21 protein-coding genes and 2 pseudogenes are annotated in these 22,793 nt (G+C 42.7%); 18 read left to right on the top strand and 5 right to left on the bottom strand.

Annotated features, from left to right (window positions below; translation table 11 throughout):
• The first annotated feature begins 1 nt into the window (after window position 1).
• The 7 genes from PUN35_RS19405 to PUN35_RS19435 are packed head-to-tail and all read left to right on the top strand — an operon-like array spanning window position 2 to window position 6,520.
• Window positions 2-1,708, top strand: a complete 1,707-nt coding sequence (locus tag PUN35_RS19405) for a phage tail spike protein (RefSeq protein WP_031600926.1) — start codon at window positions 2-4, stop codon at window positions 1,706-1,708.
• Between the two features lie 36 nt (window positions 1,709-1,744).
• Complete coding sequence (locus tag PUN35_RS19410) at window positions 1,745-3,319, top strand: hypothetical protein (protein WP_072592555.1); 1,575 nt, start codon at window positions 1,745-1,747, stop codon at window positions 3,317-3,319.
• 36 nt (window positions 3,320-3,355) lie between these two features.
• Window positions 3,356-4,579 (top strand): BppU family phage baseplate upper protein, encoded by a 1,224-nt coding sequence (locus PUN35_RS19415; RefSeq protein WP_031600924.1) that lies wholly within the window; start codon window positions 3,356-3,358, stop codon window positions 4,577-4,579.
• A 15-nt stretch (window positions 4,580-4,594) separates the two neighbouring features.
• Window positions 4,595-4,894 (top strand): hypothetical protein, encoded by a 300-nt coding sequence (locus PUN35_RS19420; RefSeq protein WP_031600923.1) that lies wholly within the window; start codon window positions 4,595-4,597, stop codon window positions 4,892-4,894.
• Window positions 4,891-5,061 (top strand): XkdX family protein, encoded by a 171-nt coding sequence (locus PUN35_RS19425; RefSeq protein ID WP_014480879.1) that lies wholly within the window; start codon window positions 4,891-4,893, stop codon window positions 5,059-5,061. Before PUN35_RS19420 ends, PUN35_RS19425 begins: the two co-directional genes overlap by 4 nt.
• 53 nt (window positions 5,062-5,114) lie before the next feature.
• Window positions 5,115-5,537, top strand: a complete 423-nt coding sequence (locus tag PUN35_RS19430) for a phage holin family protein (RefSeq protein WP_014480878.1) — start codon at window positions 5,115-5,117, stop codon at window positions 5,535-5,537.
• Between the two features lie 41 nt (window positions 5,538-5,578).
• Window positions 5,579-6,520: an N-acetylmuramoyl-L-alanine amidase gene (locus tag PUN35_RS19435; RefSeq protein ID WP_014480877.1), complete on the top strand. Its 942-nt coding sequence runs from the start codon at window positions 5,579-5,581 to the stop codon at window positions 6,518-6,520.
• Between the two features lie 39 nt (window positions 6,521-6,559).
• Here PUN35_RS19435 and PUN35_RS19440 read toward each other — a convergent pair whose 3' ends face one another.
• The 4 genes from PUN35_RS19440 to PUN35_RS19455 form a co-directional block, all read right to left on the bottom strand.
• Window positions 6,560-7,315 (bottom strand): hypothetical protein, encoded by a 756-nt coding sequence (locus PUN35_RS19440; RefSeq protein WP_014480876.1) that lies wholly within the window; start codon window positions 7,313-7,315, stop codon window positions 6,560-6,562.
• Window positions 7,316-7,504: 189 nt separating this feature from the next.
• The gene (locus tag PUN35_RS19445; RefSeq protein ID WP_014480875.1) at window positions 7,505-7,894 is read right to left on the bottom strand and encodes an Imm50 family immunity protein; all 390 of its coding nucleotides are present in this window, start codon (window positions 7,892-7,894) and stop codon (window positions 7,505-7,507) included.
• Between the two features lie 14 nt (window positions 7,895-7,908).
• Window positions 7,909-9,492 (bottom strand): T7SS effector LXG polymorphic toxin, encoded by a 1,584-nt coding sequence (locus PUN35_RS19450; RefSeq protein ID WP_014480874.1) that lies wholly within the window; start codon window positions 9,490-9,492, stop codon window positions 7,909-7,911.
• Window positions 9,493-9,653: 161 nt separating this feature from the next.
• Window positions 9,654-9,842 carry a hypothetical protein gene (locus PUN35_RS19455; RefSeq protein ID WP_033882082.1) on the bottom strand — a complete coding sequence of 63 codons (189 nt, stop codon included), beginning with the start codon at window positions 9,840-9,842 and terminating at the stop codon, window positions 9,654-9,656.
• Between the two features lie 509 nt (window positions 9,843-10,351).
• Here PUN35_RS19455 and PUN35_RS19460 point away from each other — a divergent pair.
• The 6 genes and pseudogenes from PUN35_RS19460 (at window position 10,352) to azoRB (ending at window position 15,406) form a co-directional block, all read left to right on the top strand.
• Window positions 10,352-11,146, top strand: coding sequence for an SDR family NAD(P)-dependent oxidoreductase (locus PUN35_RS19460; RefSeq protein WP_003228388.1), 795 nt, complete (start codon window positions 10,352-10,354; stop codon window positions 11,144-11,146).
• A 110-nt stretch (window positions 11,147-11,256) separates the two neighbouring features.
• Window positions 11,257-11,829, top strand: coding sequence for a TetR/AcrR family transcriptional regulator (locus PUN35_RS19465; RefSeq protein ID WP_014480872.1), 573 nt, complete (start codon window positions 11,257-11,259; stop codon window positions 11,827-11,829).
• A complete protein-coding gene (locus PUN35_RS19470) occupies window positions 11,826-12,185 on the top strand; it encodes a DMT family transporter (RefSeq protein ID WP_014480871.1) in 360 nt (119 codons plus the stop codon). Before PUN35_RS19465 ends, PUN35_RS19470 begins: the two co-directional genes overlap by 4 nt.
• Window positions 12,182-12,583, top strand: a pseudogene (locus tag PUN35_RS19475) (YvaD family protein). The gene PUN35_RS19470 and the pseudogene PUN35_RS19475 overlap by 4 nt, the downstream one beginning before the upstream one ends.
• A gap of 165 nt (window positions 12,584-12,748) precedes the next feature.
• A complete protein-coding gene (locus PUN35_RS19480) occupies window positions 12,749-14,635 on the top strand; it encodes an FUSC family protein (RefSeq protein ID WP_014480868.1) in 1,887 nt (628 codons plus the stop codon).
• Between the two features lie 137 nt (window positions 14,636-14,772).
• A pseudogene (azoRB, locus tag PUN35_RS19485) lies at window positions 14,773-15,406 on the top strand (FMN-dependent NADH-azoreductase AzoRB).
• Window positions 15,407-15,442: 36 nt separating this feature from the next.
• On the opposite strand, the gene iolW reads toward azoRB, so the two are convergent.
• Window positions 15,443-16,519 (bottom strand): scyllo-inositol 2-dehydrogenase, encoded by a 1,077-nt coding sequence (gene iolW, locus PUN35_RS19490; protein ID WP_014480865.1) that lies wholly within the window; start codon window positions 16,517-16,519, stop codon window positions 15,443-15,445.
• Between the two features lie 127 nt (window positions 16,520-16,646).
• On the opposite strand from iolW, the gene csoR reads away from it, so the two are divergent.
• The 5 genes from csoR (at window position 16,647) to bdbD (ending at window position 22,789) form a co-directional block, all read left to right on the top strand.
• A complete protein-coding gene (gene csoR, locus PUN35_RS19495) occupies window positions 16,647-16,952 on the top strand; it encodes a copper-sensing transcriptional repressor CsoR (RefSeq protein ID WP_003228404.1) in 306 nt (101 codons plus the stop codon).
• 75 nt (window positions 16,953-17,027) lie between these two features.
• Entirely contained in the window at window positions 17,028-17,237 is a 210-nt protein-coding gene (gene copZ, locus PUN35_RS19500; RefSeq protein WP_003228406.1) for a copper chaperone CopZ, read from the top strand.
• Window positions 17,238-17,320: 83 nt separating this feature from the next.
• Window positions 17,321-19,732: a copper-exporting P-type ATPase CopA gene (gene copA, locus PUN35_RS19505; protein ID WP_033882081.1), complete on the top strand. Its 2,412-nt coding sequence runs from the start codon at window positions 17,321-17,323 to the stop codon at window positions 19,730-19,732.
• Between the two features lie 160 nt (window positions 19,733-19,892).
• The gene (locus tag PUN35_RS19510) at window positions 19,893-22,001 is read left to right on the top strand and encodes a heavy metal translocating P-type ATPase (protein WP_121509435.1); all 2,109 of its coding nucleotides are present in this window, start codon (window positions 19,893-19,895) and stop codon (window positions 21,999-22,001) included.
• Window positions 22,002-22,120: 119 nt separating this feature from the next.
• The gene (gene bdbD / locus PUN35_RS19515) at window positions 22,121-22,789 is read left to right on the top strand and encodes a disulfide bond formation protein BdbD (RefSeq protein ID WP_003228414.1); all 669 of its coding nucleotides are present in this window, start codon (window positions 22,121-22,123) and stop codon (window positions 22,787-22,789) included.
• The last annotated feature ends 4 nt before the right edge of the window (window positions 22,790-22,793 follow it).

Raw genomic sequence — 22,793 nt, forward strand, 5'->3', positions numbered from 1 at the left:
TATGGCTGCAGCAGACTTTATTAAAAGCCTTGTACCCGGTGCACAAAATGTATACAAAAAATACAATGTTCTCGCCAGCCTTGTCATCGCTCAGGGGTGTCTTGAGAGTGCGTACGGTACAAGTGGACTTGCTCAAAAAGCTCATAACCTTTTCGGCATAAAAGGGACCTATAACGGTCAATATGTCTTGATGTGGACAAGTGAGCAAGACAAATATGGAAACGTTACCCGGATTCAAGCAAAGTTTAGAAAGTATCCCTCCTATGCTGAAAGCTTGGCTGATTTAGGAAGCTTGTATAACCGTCTTGATCGGTATAAGGCGGTTGTGGGTGAAAGCAATTATAAAAAAGCATGCCAAGCAGTAAAAGACGGCGGATATGCTACTGATGTGAACTATCCGAGCAAGTTAATCAGTATCATAGATAAATATAATTTGACGCAATATGACAACATTACGACGCTGCCTAACGATCCAGATGTACCAGAGAATCCAGATACACCAGTTGAGGACCCTGTATTTCCAAGTAAGGAATATGCGGGGAAAGACATTTCTTTGAATAAAAACTTGCCTTCAGATGTGGATTTCCCTCAATTATTTGTTTCGACGACGGACGGAATGGATGTTGTTGAAATAACAGGGGTTATTGTTGATTTGACAGATGACACAACGGGAAAGAAAAGCTTTACCTTTACTATTACAAAAACTCAGCAGAATGCAGCTGAATTTGATCTCTTAATAAACGACAATATCCTTTATATAGACGAGAGAAAGTTCAATCACCAGAAATACTACATTACGGATGTTGACTTGAAACAATCAAAAAACGTAATCACAAAAACGATTACCGCGAATCATATCTATTCTGTCCTTCTTGTCGAAAACCGTGTTGAGGAAACTGTCTCTAAAAAGCTAAGGCTAAAAGAGGCACTTGATATTGCGCTGAAAGGGACGGACTTCACTTATGTATTAGAAGCTCCTGAAAGTGATTTCCCGTCTGCAGAAGAGGAGAATTTCGGAGAGAAAAACAGTACAGAATTGATGGATCAGATCATAGAGGATTATGACTTAGAAATTGATGTTGATAATTATAAGATTCATGTTTACAAGAAAATGGGGCAGGAAGTAGACTTCACGCTTGATTCCCGTTATAACATGCCGGGAATTAACATTAAAACAAACTCGCAAAACTGCACGACTCGGGCATGGGGGTACGGTGCCATGGAAAAGGATAGCAATTCTACGGATAAGAAACCTAAGTATGTTTTTGAACCTATTCTTTATGTTCATCCCGAAGAGAAAAAATTCTTACGAGAAGATAAACCAAGATGGGCTGATCCGCTAAAAGATGAAACAATCAAAAAGGCTAGCAGCATGGTTTCAGCTTTAAAAAAACATGTAAATCCTTACCCGGAAACAACGGTAAGTGTTGATTATCAATATATCTACGAACCTAAGCTTTTATCCATAGAAAAACCTTTTTGGAAAGGTGACACAATTCATGTTTTAGCTGATACGGCCGATGGCATTACGTTTGAAGATGATGTTCGTTTAGTAACCATTCAGTATAATCCTTTGAACCCTTATAGCAGTCCTAAGCTTACATTTGCGAATTTCAGAAAGGATATTCAAGATATTGCAGTCAATCAGGCCAAGAAAATAAGAGATCAAAAACGTTATATTGATCAGTTATTGCAAACGCTCCGATAAGCGTTTTTTATTTTGCTCAAGAAAGGAGTGCTGCTGTTGTTAACGCTAAGAAAGTATTTTGGTACCATCAGAAACGCATTATATGAGGAACAGCTTGCAAATGATTTAGGAAGCATTGAAACTGCTGTGAATGGTATTGAGCGAGATGTTACGAATCATAAACGGACAGACAATGCTCATACATCCTCACAGATCGCTCATGGGGGCGGACTAACTGTTTATGAAGAAATCGAAATTGCAAAAGCGCGTATACGAAACCTAATTTTAAACGCGGACGGAACCAACATAAAAGAGGTTGTGGATGCACGCGTAGACGATGATGGTTTTGTGTATCCTGTATTGAAAGAAAGATTGGATGCAGATAAGGGAGAAATTAAGACTCAACTGGAAGCAAATAAGAACCAACTAGCAGAAATGTACAAGACGGTTGAATTAATAACCAATTCGCAGGATGCTTTAAGCTATTTGAATAATGTTGAAGCGATGACTACATTTAAGGCGCGGGAAGAAGCTTTATTTTGGCCGCAATCTGCAAATATAAACGAGCTGACAAATGAAATCTATGTTGCTTCACAAGAAAATGAAGGAACAGAACTGAGAATTGAAATTCGCGATCTTGATACAGGTAGTTTCAAAGAAAGAAAATCAATCCCTATAGAATCTGGCGCATACACTGAGGGGCTGTCATTTTTTTATAATGACCAAGATAATTTATGCTTTATCGTTAAAGCTTCAAAAAGGGCTGGATATAATATTTTTAATTATGATACAGGAGAACTCTCGGATTTAATTATAGCTAATGTAAGCAGTAAATATGCGGCTAACAAATACTATTTTGCTTCGATAACCGTAAATCAAACCAGTATTCATGCTTATGTGTACACTTGGGAATCGATAAAGATGGGGAATCCCGTTCTATACACCGATTTTACTGTAGACTATATACCTAACTTGGAGAAGGTACAAGGCCTAACCCTAAATGATGGGTTCCTATTCATGTCACACGGTAAAAGCAACGGGAGGCCGGCTATATCCGTGTACAACCTAACTGGGGAGCTTTTGAATTACTATATTTACACAAAAGACTCACTCGCTAGTGCGATCAATAAAAAGTTTTCTAACTTCATTCCGAATATTTACAACTATAACTTTGAAAATGAATCGTGCTGTGTGTACAAAGGAGATTTAGTTGCAGTTCAGGTCGTGAATAACGCTGACGTTGTTCTTGTAAGGCATAATCGAATGCTGGGGTATTCCTTGGATGTAAATGTAAACCAATCTCGCAAAGATACGGGATGGATGAACATAGAATTATTAAATGGTGCGACTGCCTACGTTCCAGAACGCAAACCAAGAATACGAAGAATAGGGAATAAAATACGACTAGAGGCCGAACTCAAAGGCGTAACGACTATGGACACAGAGTATATAAGTTACTATCCTGAGTGGTCGCCCGATAGAGTGTTGCCCTTTACGATTCCAACATCAGGAGGGCACAATGCCGTTTGTCAAATCCAACCAAATGGGAAAGTGAAAATATTATCCACAAGGCACCCTACTCCTGATGTGAATTCCTGGTACCCAATTGTTTTTGAATGGTATTTGAATTAATGTACGCGGCGACTATTTAAAGGGAGGTAACGGATATTGGCTATTTATAAAAACGGCTCTTACGCGTTCGATATAAACGCAATAACAGAAGGGAATTACCAATCATCTTTTATATTTTCAACGCAAGATATCAATACGGCAAAGTTGATATTTTATTTACGCAAGGACGGCATCCCATTGCCACTATCAGCCGTGACTGGAAAAGTTATCCTCGTTCCGTCCAGCGGTAAGCAGAGAATACGAGATGTCACGATAGTTGATCCGTTGAAAGGTATCGCAGAGTATGTTTTAGATGAGGATGAAATCAAAATGTACGGCAAATTCAACTGTCAACTCATTCTGAAATATACGAACGGCCAAGCACTCTCTGCTCACAAATTCGGGTTTGAAGTATCGCAAAGCCTTGCGGACCAGAACATCGCATCTCTCGCAGAGTATTACGTCGATGATTTCGAATCATTAAAGGCGTTAATCATAGCGATGTATGACGAAGAAACAGCAATTCTGGACGAATTAAAAGCGAAGTTCTCCGATCTCGACCAAATTGAAACGAAAGAGGGAGCGCAAGAAAAGGCAGATACAGCGGAAGCTAACGCAAAGGCTTATACGTCCGAACACGCAGCTAAGACGGATAATCCTCACAAGGTAACGAAAGCTCAGGTGGGGTTAGCTAACGTCGATAATGTCAAACAAGCGAAGAAAACTGAGTTTGATAACCATGTCAATGACACGAGTAACCCACACGCTGTAACAAAAGCGCAGATTGGCTTATCGAATGTAGATGACGTGCAGCAGGCGAGTAAGATAGAATTTAAGGCGCATGACGATGATACTACACGGCATATCACGGCTGATGAGCGAACAGCTTGGAACGCTAAAGAAACAACGAATGGCGCGCAAGAAAAAGCGGATAAGGCGCTTGCTGACGCCAAGACTTACGTATCTAACTTTTCGTGGGTTGTTGCGACTTTGCAGAACGGCTGGTCTCACTACAACGGCGGCGAAGATGTAGTTTTTGGAATTGACGCGTCGAAAACAGTATGGGTGCGAGGGGAAGCAAAAGGAGGCGTTGTTGGAACGACTGTTTTTACACTCCCTGAAAACATGCGGCCGCCACGATCTATGGGTTGTATACAAATAGCATCAGGATCGGCACAGGTTGCTCGGATTGCATACAAATCTACTGGGGAAGTCATCGTAGAAAGCGTATCCAGTAACCCGAACTATATTAAATTTGATTTCGCGTTTAAAGCGCTGTAGAGGAGGCGTTATCAAATGAAACAAATATACAAATACGACAACAAAATGAATTATGTGCCGTCAGAAAATATGATTATCAATGACGGCGAGGAGATTCCGGAAGGGTACACAGATATCCCTCCTGTTAATCCCGACGGCGCCGGCATGTATAAACCGGTGTTCGATAAAGGCAAATCGGAATGGCGCGAAACAGCTACACAAGAGTATATCGACAGCTTACAACCTCCGCCTCCCGAACCGTCAGAGCTAGACAAGCTTAAACAGCAAGTATCTGACCTCACATTCAAGCTGTTAACAGGTGGTGTGATTAAATGAGTGATTGGTACGAAACAATAAAAGATTATTATGATGACAAACTCTGGACTCCTGAAATGGTCAGGGATATGATACCGATAAAGATTTTAACGCCAGGAGAATATCAAGAAATAACAGGTTTTATTTATCCAGCCACGGAGCCGGTTGTCATAGATTTAGGAAGTTAACCAACACCCAGAGAGGTGTTTTTATTTTGCCTCTAAGGAGGTGATAACAAGAAATGGAGGATACAACTGTGTTTATTAATTTTGAAACATTGGATTTAGCGAGAGTTTATCTGTTTGGGGGTGTAAAATATCTTGATTTAATGCTGGTGCTAAACATCATTGATATCCTTACCGGTGTGGTGAAAGCGTGGAAGTTTAAGGAGCTCCGCAGCCGTAGCGCGTGGTTCGGTTATGTGCGTAAGATGCTGAGTTTTTTGGTGGTCATTGTGGCAAATATCGTAGATACAATCCTCAATTTGAACGGTGTCCTGACATTTGGAACCGTTCTTTTTTATATCGCCAATGAGGGGCTTTCCATTACGGAGAACCTGGCACAGATCGGCGTTAAGATTCCGGCTGCTATCACGGACCGGCTTCACGTAATCGAAAATGACAACGAACAAACAAATGAAAAGGATGAACAGGCTGCTGGATAACCCGGCGGCCTTTTCTATAAACAAAAAGGAGACGATGAAACATGGTAAACATTATCCAAGACTTCATTCCGAAAGGAAATAAAAACAGACCAGCATACCCTATGAATCCTCATTATATTACAGTTCATAATACTTCGAATACTGCGAAAGGGGCAGACGCTGCCAGTCATGCTCGGTATGTTAAAAATCCGGAAACAGCAACCAGCTGGCACTTTACTGTGGATGATAAAGAGATTTATCAGCACCTTCCTTTAAATGAAAATGGCTGGCATGCAGGAGACGGAAACGGGACAGGAAACCGTAAATCAATTGGTATTGAAATCTGTGAAAATAGCGATGGGGATTTTGAAAAAGCTGTTTCAAATGCTCAATGGCTTATCAAGAAATTGATGAAAGAACAGGGGATTTCTTTTGCAAATGTCGTGCCTCATAAGCATTGGTCAGGTAAAGAGTGCCCTCGGAAGTTGCTGAACCGTTGGGATTCATTTAAAGCAGGGATCAGCGGTGCTGCATCTTCGCCGACAAAAACGGTTAAGAAAACCGCCGGAGATACCTACACAGTCAAAAAAGGCGATACTCTTTCCGAAATTGCAAAAGAGCACGGGGTGAGTGTGGCAAATCTTCAGAGCTGGAATAACATTAAAGACCCTAATAAAATCACAGTTGGCCAAAAGTTAAAGCTCACAGGCTCAAGCACTTCAAGCACTAAACCAAGCAGCAAAAAAACGTCATATGCGCTGCCTTCTGGAACCTTTAAAGTAACTAACCCTATGCGAAAAGGTGATGACGTAAGGCGGATTCAAAAAGCGTTGGCGGCTCTTTATTTCTACCCGGACAAGGGAGCGAAGAATAACGGTATCGACGGCGTGTATGGACCGAAAACAGCAAACGCAGTCAAGCGGTTCCAGTCTATGTACGGGCTTACTCAAGACGGCATTTATGGTTCTAAGACTAAAGCGAAACTTGAATCACTATTGAAGTAACAAAAAAACCCTCTCTTTTTCCAAAGAGAGGGGCATCATTTATTTCGGTTCGATTTTCACTACTACAGCTGTATCTGGAATTTTAGCGAGATGCACAAAGTAATCTCCCTCGTCTACATCCAACATATCTTGATCGCTTTCTAAGAGGTCATTTAAATGACCAATATCAATTCCTAACGCATGAAAAACTGCAAATGTATTAAAAAGACCAATTTCAGATTCAATATTATCTGAACCAGAAGTCATTAAATTTAAACCGTTGAAATTTTGATCGTTATCAAACCAAGCTGTTAAAGTAAAAACTCCGCCGGAGTCATCACTTTCAGTTTTTAGTTCTCTTGTATAAATGTCTTTATTTTCATCATGTTTAAAATCTCCAATGTTATCTCTATTAATATGATTGAGACTAGGAGATTCGATTTTTTCATCATTTTCAATATCTTGGACTGCATCATTAAAAGTCTGTACAAATTCCTCAAGGCTAAAATTAAATTCTTTTTGGTTATCCTCAACACTCTGAATGTCAGAGTCTTCGTCGTCTTCAGAATGCATCGGCTCCTCTTCTATTGAGGGTTCATCTGTAGTGCTTTCTGTGGCAGCAGTGACATCCTCAGTTTTGAATTTGTGAGATTCTCGATTCAACGTACCCATAATGAAAAAAAGACATAAAGCCAAAACAAGGCTTATTGGAGCTATTTGAATACCTATCTTCCTAGTTTTTTCAAAGAAGATAAAAATCAACGCTGTAATAAAGACAAAGGCTGCTAATGTTGCAAGAATACCAAGAATAATCATAAGATCCTCCTCTTTTTAAAACGAACATTTACATTTTAAAGCAAATGAGGATTTAATTCTATGATTTGTAAAGACATTGATAATGAGTGGGATTACAGAGCTGAAACGAAAGAGAAACTTGAAGCATTATTGAAGTAATAAAGGCCCCATCTAGTGTGAGAGAGGCCCTTTATTGTTTTAATCTGCTAATCATATAGCTTCATTAATATAACCATTAATTGATTGAATAAAACCGGTGTCTGCTTTTATCTTTGCATTAATTTCACCTGTTACATTTATTTCTAATAAGCCTTGTTCATCCTTAGTTATCTCAATGTTTCCTCTGTATGTATCTGAAGAAGTTTTCATTTCTAAGGAATGGATATCGAAGAAGTCCACTTGAAGGGCGATTGAGTTGTATCCCAGATTAGCCCATTTCTTAGGTGGATTCTCGGCATAGAATGGCATATCAAAATGCAATGTTACTTTTCTACCTTCTTCTTTTATATAAATACCTTCAATGCGTACACTTTCTAATCCTGGTACCTCGTTATATAAACTATTTAAAAAATGACTTTCTTCTATATTCTTGTACCACATAAAATCACCTCAAATTATTTATTAAAAGGATAATGTTCTTTTGTGCCAGGGACTTTTCCTGTTCGAGTATTATCAATTGGTCTAACGTTAAAGTGCGGACCTTGACCACCTTTTTCATGTCCAGCGCTATGATCTTGTATAATAATTTTTTCGCCTTTGTTGTTAGTGAAGGTGTATTCTCTCGTCCTAATGATTTTACCATTTTTATCTTTAATTACACGACCGCCTTCGTGAGGAGCAGTACGCATTTCTACACGATTGATTGATTCTGGTTGTTGAGCACGTGGTATACCGGCATCTCTTTTCGCTTCTTTAAAAGCCCCTTTTCTACTAACTGTAACTTGAGTTACGGTTTCAGTTGATGATGAAGCTTTAAGGCCCGTTTTTCCGGAAAAACCTTTTGCACCAAATGGCATGAAAACAGCAAGTGCTGCATTTATACTGTTATGCTGCTGTTCTTTTGAAATCTTATTGCCAAACATGTCGCGGCCTGTTATAGCTTCGCTAAAACCGTTCGCAGAAGCAAGCCCATAAAGACCTTTACTCGAATTTTGAAGAGCATGGAATGTCTGTGGCGTTTTGTAGACATCAAGTGCTTTGTCTGCTGTGTAGAGTGCTTTACTGGTTGAATAAACAGCTTTTCCGCCTTTTGCTAATTTTCCAGCCCATCCAACAATCGGGACATAACCTGCCGCAGCCATCGCTCCAGCTGCTACACGTTGGCCCTCTGTCAACTTTTCGCCGGTAACAGGATCAACTCCATCAGCGGCTCTTTTATAATCATAATATCCAGAGACTTCCCCTGTAAAATTACAAACAACATCCCACGTCTTTTCGTACCATGGCCTGTTCGCTAGCTCTTCCTGTTCTTTTGCTAGCCTTCTTTGTTCGGCCTGCTGATCTTTAAAGGCGATATAATCAGTCGATTGTTTTTTTACATCCTCAGTCATCTTGTGAATTTCACTGTCTCTATAAGCCTTTGCGTTATAGTGGATAGGAGAGGCACTCTTGCCTTTTGCTGTTGCATTTATGAGTGCTTGGTAATCAGCCTGAATCATTTGTTCATTTGCTTCTGACAAGGCGTATTCTGACGTTAGGTCCTCATCGACTTCACTTATTTTCTCGACTGTATTTTTTCGTTTTTTCTCAGCAGAAGATAACTCAGTTTTAAAATCTTCCGTTGAAAAAACATCTAAGGGAAGGACATCGTGTATTTCATTTAAGATGTCTTTGATGGCCTTTTTCTGTTCTGACATGATGGATTTTGATTTAGAATTAGCATTGGCCAACTCATGCTCTAGGAAGGATTCTTCTATGTAGGCATCTGATAAGCTGGAGTCTTCCAAGATACCAGGAATACTCGTTAAAAAAGATATTTTCATCTCAATTAGATCAATCCACTGGTCAGCAATGCCGGCCTGATCTTCATAAAATGATTTGATGTTATTTGCACCTTTACCTGAAAATTCACTATCATCTAAATCAGCGACAGCTTTGAATGCTTTCTTTAATTTGATCATTTTACTTTTTAAATCTTTGTATTCTTTTGCACGGTTTTCAGCTTCGGAAAGCAGTGTTTTGGCTTCAAATACTTTCATGATCATATCCCTTCTTTTGGAACTTTACATCTAAAATTTTACCACGAGGAAAAGAGGAATAATTGAAAAGGCTTTGTATTAGAAAAAAATGATTCGTTTGATCTGTGTCTTTGTTCCTGTTGTATAAAACAAAAAAAGTCCCGGCTCATTAGAGAGGGACTTTATATAATCCATAATTTCTTTTCTTTATCCCAAGAAAGCGCTCCTTTTCGAATAAGACTTTTTGTAGCCTCACGTATTTCCTGTTCGCTTTTCCCGGTCTTTCTTTTTAGTTCTGGCAAAGTCGGGTTCTTTCCGTAAAGACGCATATTAACAAAAATCTGATATAACTTTCGTTCGAAATCAGTCATGCTCATTTGTATTTCACGCCTTCTTATTCACATCCCATACCAACAGGCGGATCACACCGCATCCCGATGGCTGGATCATAATATTCAATTACCGGCGGATCAAGTTTAACATTCTTCATTTGTCTCAACTCCCATCACAATTACAACATAATATTATAATTCAATTATATCAGTAAGGATTCTGTGGCAACATTTTGGCAACAAATTCATAAAAAAATAGTTTTATTCGACCAAGGTGAATGAAAAGGAAATCCTTATTTATCAACGTTTTTCCACCATTTTAAAAATATATAAATGAAGTATAATAGACTCCCACCGTCTCCATACATACTGACAATAAAGCAGAACCTCTTAAGAGGTTCTGCTTTATTTTTTCTCCAAACCACAGGCACCAAAAAGTGCGTACTTCCATTTCGATCCCAGCTGTTTCATACTGATTGCAGAGCAGATGTTTCACCAATCAGATTTCTGTCAATAAATAAGAGGAATCAAAAACGGAGGGATGAATAATGAAGCTGAATTTACAAGGAAAAACCGCACTGGTGACCGGTTCGACATCAGGGATCGGAAAAGCTATTGCCTCTTCGTTAGCTGAAGAAGGTGCGGCAGTGATCATTAACGGACGCCGGGAAGAGAAAGTGAATCAGACGATAGATGAACTGAAAACACAACATGCTGAAGCGGTTCTTTATCCGGCCGCATTTGATTTGGGAACTGAAGAAGGCTGCAATGAGCTGTTTCAGGCATATCCAGAGGTTGATATTTTGGTCAACAATTTAGGGATTTTTGAACCGGCGGAGTACTTTGATATTCCCGACGATGAATGGTTTCGTTTTTTTGAAGTGAATATTATGAGCGGTGTAAGGCTGACACGCAGGTATTTGCATAACATGATAGAGAAAAAAGAAGGGCGTGTGATTTTCATTGCCAGTGAAGCGGCGATTATGCCGTCACAGGAAATGGCCCATTACAGTGCGACAAAAACGATGCAGCTGTCCATTTCCCGCAGTTTGGCGGAGCTGGCAACCGGCACGAATGTCACAGTCAACACCGTCATGCCGGGCTCTACCTTAACAGAGGGTGTGGAAACCATGCTGAACTCGCTGTATCCTGGTGAAAACCTGACTGTTCAAGAAGCTGAGGCACGTTTTATGAAAGAAAACCGGCCGACATCTATTATTCAAAGACTGATCCGTCCGGAAGAAATCGCCCACTTCGTTACATTTTTAAGCAGCCCGCTTTCCTCTGCGATCAATGGCGCGGCACTTCGGGCAGACGGCGGTTTGGTCCGCAGTGTCTTTTAAACCTCTCCCAACAGGAGAGGTTTTTTTATGTATTGTTGATTTCCATAAATTTCTGCCGTATAATATTGGTACCGAAATAGTTTTCTTGGTACCGAAAGCGGGGGATTAATGTGGAAAAAAGAATGATGGCGGAAACCATCCGACTGATCAAGCAGAAAGGATTTTCATTTACGATGAATGATTTGGCGGCAGCGCTGGGAACGAGCAAGCGGACGCTCTATGCATATTATTCATCTAAAGATCAGCTTGTTGAGGCGGTTGTCGAACAATTTATAGCTGAAATGAAGCAAATAGAAAGAGACATCTATGAAAATGAAAGTTTAAATGTGCTCGAAAAGGTGAAACAAATGCTGATCAGCCTTCCGCAGGGGATGGAACTGCTGAACATGGGATTATTAAATGAACTAAAGAAATACCATTACGATGCGTGGCTTACATTAGATGCGTTTATTAAGGAAGAATGGGCGATTGTCCTAGCATTATTAAACGAGTGCAAACAGCAAAAGAGAATCAGAAACATCAATCCGGACCTGTTTGTTCACATGTATATAGGGAGCATCAATCAAGTGTATGACCCTGAATATCCACTGAAACATCAGTTCACGACAGGAGAGGTTCTTGAATCAATTGTAGATGTTTTGTTTAACGGTATAACAGCTGATGAGGAGGCTGATGCCACGTGAATTGGGTGTTTCTATGCTTGGCGATTTTGTTTGAGGTTGCGGGAACGGTCAGCATGAAGCTATCATCCGGTTTTACAAAGCTTATTCCCAGTTTGCTGTTGATTTTCTTTTATGGAGGGAGTCTTTTCTTTCTGACGCTTACGCTAAAATCAATAGATGTATCAGTTGCTTATGCTGTATGGTCAGGGATGGGAATTGTCCTGATTACAGTCATTGGTTTTTGGTTTTTTCAAGAACATGTGAGTGTCATGAAAGTCATTTCAATTGGATTGATTATTGCCGGTGTTGTGTCTTTAAACCTGATCGATCATGCTAGGGTGTCTGAGCCGGTACATAAAAGCGGGCAGTACAAATGAGATATATGAAGCTGTTTTTTCTCGTGACTGATATCGGTTTTATCTTGTACTGGCTGTCAGCCGGGTTTTCGCTCATACCGGAAAACTGGGCTTTTAAACATCATGACCATCCGTTTATGATTGCCTGGAACTGGTCTTTTTTTCCGCTGGATATCCTGATTTCTGTCACAGGGTTGTACAGCTTGTACCTACAGCGGGTGAATCGTGCTGACTGGAAGCTGATGGCGCTGATTTCTCTTGTGCTGACCTGTTGTTCAGGTCTGCAGGCGCTATCATTCTGAACATTCAGCAGGGACTTTGATCTTGTGTGGTGGCTGTTTAATGGGTATCTATTGATTTATCCTTTATTTTTTATTCACCTGCTCTTAAAGGAAGGCAGAAGGACAAAACAGTCCTGACAGGTGCCGCTTTTATGATAATAAACTGATGTAATGAAGCAGAGACGGTATAAGTCTCTGTTTTTTTATCGGGCGCACCAATTGAGAAGCTAACCGCGTTTTTGGGCATACTAAAGCGAAGAAACGGGAAAAGTTCTACACATTCATTGAAAAGGATTTTGTCAAATGAACAAAACTGCTGCGAACAATCAAAGAATCATGCCTATCGTGAAGGATGCCTTTCGCATTCATGCAAATCCATTTCCTTGGAAAAAGGCTATCGGATCAGGTTTCGCTTCAGGGTTTCCTGTGCTGGTCAGTGCATTGGCAGGTCACACGGATTACGGATTAATTGCAAGTATCGGAGGCTTTGTTTATTTATATGCGGGCGGTGAATCGTACAAAAAGCGCGCCTTGAAGCTGCTCTTGGTTTCTATTGGGATCGCCCTCTCATTTGGTTTAGGGACACTTTTGTCCGGGATGCTTTGGATGATGGCGGCTGTTTTGGGGCTGATCGGTGCAGCGGCGATGTTTATTTTTAGCGCGCTCGGCATTCAAGGCCCTGCGCCGATGTTTTTTGTCCTTGCCTTTTTAGTCAGTTCCGGGCTGCCGGCCGATCCTTCACAAGCGCTGTTCAGAGCGGGACTGACGTTTCTCGGCGCCATTTTCGCCATGGGTATCGCTTTAATCGGCTGGTTATGGAACAAACATGGACCGGAGGGAGCGGTGCTGCAAAAAACATATCATCAGCTGGCTGCATGTCTTTCAGCCGTCGGAACGCCAGGTTTTCATAACGCACAGCATCAGACCGTGCTCATGCTTAGAACAGCCCGCCAAACGGTTCTTGGGAAAGGGAACAGACGGAAAAAATCGCGGCATGATGAACGATTTTTCCGCCTCCTTGAAAAAGCTGACGACATATTCCTTGCCATTATTCATTTTTCAGCTGAAACGCCGGACAGAGAGACCGCGCAGATTGAAAAGGCACTTCGCCAAACCGGAGATATGCTTGCGCATGAGAACGAATCTGAGCCTAGGCGGAAGCTGTTTGAAGAAATCAATGAGGTTTTGCATATCGCTTCAGGACGTTTTGATAAGCAGCTTGACGGGGAGCCGAGCCGCCTGCCATCCTCTTTTTACTTTTTGAGAAATGCCTTTGACTGGAAGTCTCCGGTTTTGATTAGAGCGTTAAAGTATGGAATTGTTCTGTTTGCCGCCGATATGTTTGCCCTCGCATTCGGCTTTGCACGCTCCTATTGGATTCCGCTTTCGGCAGCAGCGGTCATGCTTGGCACTACTGTTGTGTTTACGCTTCACAGGGCTATTCAGCGTTCGGCCGGAACGGTGATCGGTGTTATGCTGGCAGGCGCAATCCTGTTTTTTAAGCCGGGCGGTGTTTATATTGCGTTTTGTATTGCAGCGCTTCAATGTCTTCTTGAGATGCTGATCGTCCGCAATTATGCGCTGGCTGTTCCCTTTTTAACCGCAAATGCGCTTGTTATCACAGAAAGTATGCATGGCGGCGCGAGTGCCGGTTATTTTATGATAGCGAGGCTGACTGATGTAGCTGTCGGCAGCGTGATCGGGCTGTTGGGAACAATACTTTTGTGGCGGCGGTTTTCAACCAAGCGACTGCCTGAACTGATGAGGAACGTCATCCGGCTGGAAGGGCAGTTTATGGAGAAACTGTTAACCGGGCAGAATGCCGACGAACACAAGTTAAGGGTGAGTCTTGTCAGGCTTCGGGATGCGTATGACAAGGCCCTTGGAGAGTTTCCTCATGCGAATGCGGAGGCGCTCTGGCCTGCCATTTCCGGTGCTCAGCACTTAGGGTACTATTTGCTTTCGGCCCAAGCTCACCGCCGTCCGCCTGCTCCGTTTTCTGATGAAGAGATCAACCAGCTGCGGGCGTTTTTTGAACAGGCTGAGCAATCCTTTATAGTGAAAAGGATGCCTGCGGATATTCAAGTGCCGCATGTCCCTCATTATCCTCGAATCAGTAAAGAACTGTCCGCGCTGTATTCCGGCTTGAGAACAGCTTTTGAAAAGAAAGCTGTTTGGAAAGTTAAATAATCTTTAATTCGAGATGTTTTACTTGAAAGTAAATTTCTTTGTCTCTATAATAAAGTCTAAGAGAGACAGAATAATCATTATGCATCTGTATGATAATAATTGATGTGTGATTTTTAAAAACGAAAGGGCTGGTAAAAATGGCAAAAGTATTATATATCACTGCTCATCCGCATGACGAAGCAACTTCGTACAGTATGGCAACAGGTAAAGCATTTATCGAATCTTACAAAGAAGCGAATCCAAATGATGAAGTTGTACATATCGATTTGTACAAAGAAAACATCCCGCATATTGACGCAGATGTATTTAGCGTGGGGAAAGCTTCAGTCAGGTACAGGCTTTGAAGAGCTTTCTGAAAGCGAAAAAGCGAAAGTAGGCCGTTTGGGAGAGCTTAGCGATCAATTTGCATCAGCTGATAAGTACGTATTTGTTACTCCTTTATGGAACTTCTCATTCCCGCCAGTGATGAAAGCGTATCTCGATTCTGTTGCTGTTGCAGGAAAATCATTCAAATACACAGAACAAGGCCCTATTGGCTTGTTGACTGATAAAAAAGCAATTCATATCCAAGCGCGCGGCGGCTACTATTCAGAAGGCCCTGCGGCTGAGATGGAAATGGGGCACCGCTACATCGGCATCATGATGAACTTCTTCGGCGTACCATCATTCGAAGGCATTTTCGTAGAGGGACATAATGCGGAGCCTGATAAAGCACAGCAAATCAAAGAAGACGCGATTGCGCGTGCGAAAGAAGCAGGAAAAACATTCTAATGAAAAAGCCTCCCCTTATTTGGGGAGGCTTTTGTTTTAGTGCTCCAGCATAATGGTTCGTTTCTCTTTACTGCTTTTCATCGCGGCTTCAATGATGCGGATGACATTAATACCTTCCTCAGCAGTGACTGGCAGCGCAGCACCTTCCCGTATGCTTTCCGCTATTTTGCGGTAATAAGTAAGGTAGGAGCCATTTACTGATGGGATCGTTTCTGTTTTTTTGCCGGAGCCACGAATGGTTGTAAGCTGTCCGTAAAACTCCGGATCATCTGCACCCCAGCTGTCATCCTCTGGTTTTCTTCCCGCTCTGAGTGCGTCTTCCTGTCCGTCAATTCCGTATTTGATAAAGCTGGAATCTTTTCCATGGATTTGATAACGAGGTCCGTTTGCCGGAACGATTGATCCCCCGTATAGAATGGCTTGAAGCTTGCCATAGTCCAGGGTTAAATGAAAATAGTCAACCGTTTCGGCATTTTCCCGCTGGGCCATCACGTTTGCAGTCACGGCTTTAGGCATCCCAAACAAATGCAGGGTTTGGTCTATGATGTGGGAGCCGAGATCATACAGCGTACCAGTGGCAATGCCTTCTTTTTCCCGCCACCGCGCTTGAACTTCAGGTCTGTAGCGGTCATAGGAAACTTGATATGTATTGATATCTTCAAGAGATCCCTCAGAGATCAGCTTTTTAATCGTTAAAAAGTCGTTATCCCAGCGTCGGTTATGATATACGCTTAATAATACGCCTTTTTCATCGGCAGCCCTTTTTAATGTTTCCCCCTCTTCGGCTGTTGCTGTCATTGGTTTTTCCATCACAACATGTTTTCCGGCCTGTATGCATGCCATAGCATGCTCGTAATGAAGGCCGCTCGGGGTGGTGACAATGACAAGCTCAATGGCAGGGTCATTTGTGATTTCCTCAAGCTCATGTACAACCTCAGCATCTGGAAAGTCCCGTTTCACTTCTTCTGTCCGAGATGTCATGATTTTGCTGATTTGATATTCATCCAGAACATCCAGCAGCGGCCCGTGAAAAACAGAACCGGACAATCCGTATCCTAATATTCCAACCTTGATCGTATCCACTTTTCTTCTCCCCTTTAAAAGCGTTATCAACAGAAGTATATACCCTCCTGATCAAATGGTAAAACGTAACTGATTCATTTTTTGCGTCGGCATGCTTAGACAACCGTTTGGACAATCAGTATAATGGGAATTAATATCATTAAACAGAGGTGTACGCATGGAAAAGCATAACGAACATAAAACATTAAACCATAAAAGCTCGAAAGAAAAAGATCAGATTACAAACCGGCTTAAGCGGATTGAGGGCCAGGTCAGAGGCATTCAAAACATGGTGGAAAACGACAGATATTGTGTAGATATTCTTGTGCAAATTTCAGCTGTTCAGGCGGCAATGAAAAATGTGGCGCTTCATTTGCTTGAGGATCATGCCCATCATTGTGTAGCAGATGCCATCAAAAGCGGCGACGGGGAACAGGCCATTTCTGAGCTTTTGGACGTATTTAAAAAGTTCACAAAATCATAAAGCGTTTTTTTATTGTAATACCCTACGGGGGTATGGTAGGATGTAAATAGAAAGAATAAACAGGAGGAATTGATTATGGAACAAAAAACATTGCAAGTTGAAGGAATGTCTTGTCAGCACTGCGTCAAAGCAGTAGAAACAAGCGTAGGAGAACTGGACGGCGTCAGTGCCGTTCATGTCAATCTGGAAGCGGGTAAAGTCGATGTTTCGTTTGATGCTGACAAAGTATCAGTCAAAGATATTGCGGATGCGATAGAAGATCAGGGCTATGACGTAGCTGAGTGATTCAAGGTATCGCGCCTTTAGGGAGGCGCGATATTTCTTTCATTTTTATATACCCCCCAGGTGTATATAAAGGAGTGAGTATGTTGAGTGAACAAAAGGAAATCGCGATGCAGGTCTCTGGTATGACCTGTGCGGCATGTGCTGCCAGAATTGAAAAAGGCCTGAAGCGGATGCCCGGTGTCACGGATGCAAATGTTAATCTGGCAACGGAAACATCAAATGTAATCTACGATCCTGCTGAAACAGGGACTGCAGCGATTCAAGAAAAAATAGAAAAGCTGGGCTATCACGTTGTTACAGAAAAAGCTGAATTCGATATTGAAGGCATGACCTGTGCGGCTTGCGCCAATCGGATTGAAAAACGGCTTAACAAAATAGAAGGCGTCGCAAATGCACCAGTAAACTTCGCTTTAGAAACAGTTACGGTCGAATACAATCCAAAAGAAGCGTCTGTCGGCGATTTGAAAGAAGCGGTAGATAAGCTTGGATATAAGCTAAAGTTGAAGGGGGAACAGGACAGTGAGGCTGCTGCTGCTAAAAAGAAAGAAGAACGGAAGCAAACAGCGAGACTGATTTTTTCAGCTGTCCTGTCATTTCCATTGCTTTGGGCGATGGTGAGCCATTTTACATTTACATCATTCATTTGGGTACCCGATATATTTCTCAATCCGTGGATGCAATTTGCGCTGGCGACACCAGTCCAATTTCTGATCGGCTGGCCGTTTTATGTGGGTGCGTATAAGGCGCTCAGAAATAAAAGCGCCAATATGGATGTATTGGTCGCCCTCGGTACGACGGCTGCTTACGCTTATAGTCTTTATCTTACTTTTCAAAGTCTTGGATCTCACGGGCATACAGACGGCCTTTACTATGAAACAAGCGCGATTTTGCTGACGCTGATTTTATTAGGCAAGTTGTTTGAAACAAAAGCAAAAGGCCGTTCCTCGGATGCGATTAAAAAGCTGATGAAGCTTCAAGCGAAAACAGCGACTGTTGTAAGAGACGGACAGGAGCAAATCATCCCGATCGATGAAGTGCTTGTTAATGACATTGTTTACGTCAAACCCGGCGAACGAATTCCTGTCGACGGAGAAGTGGTTGAAGGCCGTTCAGCGGTTGACGAATCGATGATTACAGGAGAAAGTCTTCCTGTTGACAAAAATCCTGGTGACAGCGTGACAGGTTCAACCGTTAACGCAAACGGCTTTCTGAAAATTAAAGCTGTCAACGTCGGAAAGGATACTGCGCTTTCTCATATCATCAAAATTGTTGAGGAAGCACAAGGGTCAAAAGCGCCGATCCAGCGTCTCGCTGACCAGATTTCAGGCATTTTTGTACCCATTGTATTGGGGATTGCCGTTCTCACTTTTCTCATTTGGTACCTTTGGGCGGCTCCTGGCGATTTTGCTGAAGCGATCAGCAAGTTCATTGCGGTTCTTGTCATTGCCTGTCCTTGCGCCCTCGGTCTTGCCACTCCGACGAGCATAATGGCTGGATCTGGACGCGCTGCTGAATTCGGGATTTTATTTAAAGGCGGCGAGCATTTAGAAAAAACACATCGTCTCGATACCATTGTTCTTGATAAAACCGGAACCGTGACAAACGGGAAGCCGCGTCTGACAGATGCCATTCCATTCGGCCATTTTGAAGAAAAAGATTTGCTTCAATTTGCAGCGGCAGCGGAAACGGGATCAGAGCATCCGCTTGGCGAAGCGATTATTGCTGGCGTGAAAGATAAAGGGCTTGAGATACCGAAACTTACCCGCTTTGAAGCAAAAGTCGGCGCAGGCATTTTGGCTGAAGCCGGAGGAAAAAGCATTCTCGTCGGCACAAGAAAATTAATGGAGAGCGAACAGGTTGAGCATGGGGCTCTTCTCGCCCAAATGGAAGAGCTAGAGGCCGAAGGGAAAACAGTTATGCTTGTATCCATTGATGGAGAAGCAGCGGGGCTAGTAGCAGTTGCAGATACGATTAAGGATACGTCGCGGAAGGCTGTTGCCCGTCTGAAAGAGTTGGGTCTTGATGTCATCATGATGACAGGAGACAATCGCAGAACCGCAGAAGCCATTGCGAAGGAAGCGGGAATTGCGAATATCATTGCGGAAGTCCTTCCTGAACAAAAAGCGGCGGAAATCGCCCGCTTGCAAAAAGAAGGCCGCCAGACAGCAATGGTAGGCGACGGAATTAACGATGCGCCGGCGCTTGCCACAGCTGACATCGGCATGGCGATTGGAACTGGCACGGACATTGCCATGGAAACAGCAGACATTACACTGATTCGCGGCGATCTAAACAGCATTGCAGACGCAATCCGCATGAGTAGATTGACAATGAAAAACATTAAACAAAACTTATTCTGGGCGCTTGGCTATAACAGCCTCGGCATCCCAATCGCAGCACTTGGATTTTTAGCACCGTGGATAGCAGGAGCAGCAATGGCATTCAGCTCCGTTTCCGTTGTTCTGAATGCTCTTCGCCTGCAAAAAGTAAAATGAAAAACCGGCTATATGCCGGTTTTTGTTTTTCATTGACACTTTCTTGGAAAACAACATATAATAGGTGTAACTTATATATGAGTATATGCTCATATATATTAAAATGAATGCAATACTCATTGATACGCTTTGAAAAGGGAACCCTAAATCGGAAGGTAAGGTGAGACTAGTGAAACAGGAATACGTTCTGGACGGTTTGGATTGCAGCAATTGTGCCCAAAAAATCGAAAATGGAGTCAAAGGCATAAAAGGCATTGACGGATGCGCGGTAAATTTTGCGGCAAGCACCTTAACTGTCTCAGCCGATGGGAAAGAAGAGCAATGGGTCACGAATAAAGTAGAGAAAAAAGTGAAATCAATTGATCCGCATGTAACGGTTCGCCAAAAGCATATAAAGAAATCAGCTGATGATGGCTATCGTAATCGAATGGTCAATATGCTGATCAGAATGGCGGCGGCTGTCATTCTCGGCGCAACGGCATATTTGGTTCATTCGGGAACCATTGAACTTTTCCTTTTCCTCGCTGCTTATTTGATCATCGGCGGTGACATTATGATCCGCGCAGTCAAAAACATCATCCGCGGTCAGGTGTTTGATGAGCATTTCTTAATGGCTCTTGCCACAATCGGCGCCTTTCTGATTCAGCAATACCCTGAGGGCGTCGCAGTTATGCTGTTTTATCAAATCGGTGAGCTTTTTCAAGGTGCCGCGGTCAGCCGTTCCAGAAAATCAATTAGTGCGTTAATGGACATACGGCCTGATTACGCCAATCTCAAAACAAAGAACGGCATCGAACAGGTTTCCCCGGAGGACGTTCAGACAGGAGACATCATTGTGGTTAATCCGGGAGAAAGCATACCCCTGGACGGTAAGGTCGTGCAAGGGTCAGCGATGGTTGATACATCTGCTTTAACAGGTGAGTCCGTTCCGAGAAAAGCTGCGGTAGGACAAGATGTAATGTCAGGCTTTATCAATCAAAACGGCGTTCTGCATATTGAAGTCACAAAGAGCTATCAAGAATCAGCAGTATCAAAAATATTAGACTTGGTTCAGAATGCGAGCAGCCGTAAAGCCCGGACAGAAAACTTTATCACGAAGTTTGCCAAGTATTATACACCTGCTGTTGTGATCATCGCGGTATTGCTGGCCTTTGTTCCGCCGCTTGTTCTTTCTGGCGCCGCGCTTTCCGATTGGGTGTACCGCGCGCTTATCTTTTTAGTGATTTCTTGTCCTTGTGCGCTTGTTGTCTCCATTCCGCTCGGTTTCTTCGGCGGAATCGGAGCGGCCTCAAAGGCCGGAGTGCTTGTAAAGGGAAGCAATTATTTAGAAGCTTTGAATCAAGTCAAATACGCGGTGTTTGATAAAACGGGAACACTAACAAAAGGAAGCTTTGAAGTGACAGAAATCAAACCCGCGGAAGGTTTTACAAAGGATAGATTACTTGAAGCGGCGGCATACGCTGAGCTTCATTCACAGCATCCGATTGCTGAATCTGTGCGTAAAGCTTACGGGAAAATGCTTTCCTCCGATGAGATTGAGTCATACGAAGAAATCTCCGGTCACGGCATTTTTGCAAAGGTAAATGGAAATGAGATCCTTGCCGGGAATAAAAAGCTCATGGAAAGAGAACAAATTGAGGATGTCCCGGATGAAAATGCTGGAACAATCGTACACGTTGCTGTTGATCAACGCTATGCCGGAGCAATCATCATAGCGGATGAGATAAAGGAAGACGCAGCACAAGCGGTTGCTGATCTGAAGTCGCTTGGGATCAAACAGACAGCTATGCTGACGGGTGATTCGAAACAAACGGGAGAAGCCGTCGGAAAACAGCTTGGGATTGGTGAGGTATATGCAGAGCTGCTGCCGCAAGATAAAGTCGCGCAGGTCGAAGCATTGGAAGCTAAGCTTTCACCTAATGAAAAACTCATTTTTGTCGGTGACGGCATCAATGATACGCCGGTGCTTGCCCGCGCAGATATAGGGATCGCGATGGGAGGCCTTGGCTCAGACGCCGCAGTAGAAGCCGCAGACATCGTGCTGATGACAGATCAGCCGTCAAAAATAGCGGAAGCGATTCGGATTGCGAAACGGACACGGCGAATCGTGTGGCAAAACATCGGCTTTGCTTTAGGTGTGAAAGCGATCTTTCTCATTCTTGGTGCATTTGGAATTGCGACCATGTGGGAAGCGGTTTTCTCAGATGTCGGCGTTACACTGCTTGCTGTGGCGAACGCCATGCGCGTCATGCGTCTCAAAAACAAATAAATTGTCGGAGAGAATTCATTTTTTCGGGGTTTTCTTATCAGCGCTTGTCTTGTTAAAATAAAGAAGTGGGTCAATTGCGATCCGCTTCTTTTTTAATTTTAAAACGATGAGGTGTCGGAGTGAAAAAGAAACAGCAGTCTTCTGCGAAATTCGCGGTCATCCTTACGGTTGTGGTTGTTGTATTGCTAGCAGCCATTGTCATCATTAATAACAAAACGGAACAAGGTAATGATGCGGTGTCCGGGCAGCCGTCTATCAAAGGGCAGCCTGTGCTTGGCAAGGACGATGCACCGGTAACTGTAGTAGAATTCGGAGATTACAAATGTCCGTCTTGCAAGGTGTTTAACAGTGACATCTTTCCAAAAATACAAAAAGACTTTATTGATAAGGGCGATGTGAAATTTTCTTTCGTGAACGTCATGTTCCATGGAAAAGGTTCAAGGTTAGCGGCTCTTGCATCTGAAGAAGTATGGAAGGAAGACCCTGACTCTTTTTGGGATTTCCATGAAAAGCTGTTCGAAAAACAGCCGGATACGGAACAGGAATGGGTAACCCCAGGCCTCCTTGGTGATCTTGCAAAAAGCACCACAAAGATAAAACCTGAGACGCTCAAGGAAAATCTTGATAAGGAAACATTCGCTTCTCAAGTGGAAAAGGATTCTGACCTTAATCAAAAAATGAACATACAGGCAACACCGACGATTTACGTCAATGATAAAGTGATCAAAAATTTTGCGGATTATGATGAAATCAAAGAGACAATAGAAAAAGAGCTGAAAGGGAAGTAACGAT

This window comes from Bacillus sp. N3378-2at, assembly GCF_033412715.1.
Taxonomy (GTDB): domain Bacteria; phylum Bacillota; class Bacilli; order Bacillales; family Bacillaceae; genus Bacillus; species Bacillus subtilis.

Excerpts from the sequence above, each read along its gene's own strand:
- PUN35_RS19405 (WP_031600926.1), top strand. The coding sequence starts at position 2 with ATGGCTGCAGCAGACTTTATTAAAAGCCTTGTACCCGGTGCACAAAAT.
- PUN35_RS19420 (WP_031600923.1), top strand. The coding sequence starts at position 4,595 with ATGAAACAAATATACAAATACGACAACAAAATGAATTATGTGCCGTCA.
- PUN35_RS19425 (WP_014480879.1), top strand. The coding sequence starts at position 4,891 with ATGAGTGATTGGTACGAAACAATAAAAGATTATTATGATGACAAACTC.
- PUN35_RS19430 (WP_014480878.1), top strand. The coding sequence starts at position 5,115 with ATGGAGGATACAACTGTGTTTATTAATTTTGAAACATTGGATTTAGCG.
- PUN35_RS19435 (WP_014480877.1), top strand. The coding sequence starts at position 5,579 with ATGGTAAACATTATCCAAGACTTCATTCCGAAAGGAAATAAAAACAGA.
- PUN35_RS19440 (WP_014480876.1), bottom strand. The coding sequence starts at position 7,315 with ATGATTATTCTTGGTATTCTTGCAACATTAGCAGCCTTTGTCTTTATT.
- PUN35_RS19445 (WP_014480875.1), bottom strand. The coding sequence starts at position 7,894 with ATGTGGTACAAGAATATAGAAGAAAGTCATTTTTTAAATAGTTTATAT.
- PUN35_RS19450 (WP_014480874.1), bottom strand. The coding sequence starts at position 9,492 with ATGAAAGTATTTGAAGCCAAAACACTGCTTTCCGAAGCTGAAAACCGT.
- PUN35_RS19455 (WP_033882082.1), bottom strand. The coding sequence starts at position 9,842 with ATGACTGATTTCGAACGAAAGTTATATCAGATTTTTGTTAATATGCGT.
- PUN35_RS19460 (WP_003228388.1), top strand. The coding sequence starts at position 10,352 with ATGAAGCTGAATTTACAAGGAAAAACCGCACTGGTGACCGGTTCGACA.
- PUN35_RS19480 (WP_014480868.1), top strand. The coding sequence starts at position 12,749 with ATGAACAAAACTGCTGCGAACAATCAAAGAATCATGCCTATCGTGAAG.
- csoR (WP_003228404.1), top strand. The coding sequence starts at position 16,647 with ATGGAAAAGCATAACGAACATAAAACATTAAACCATAAAAGCTCGAAA.
- copZ (WP_003228406.1), top strand. The coding sequence starts at position 17,028 with ATGGAACAAAAAACATTGCAAGTTGAAGGAATGTCTTGTCAGCACTGC.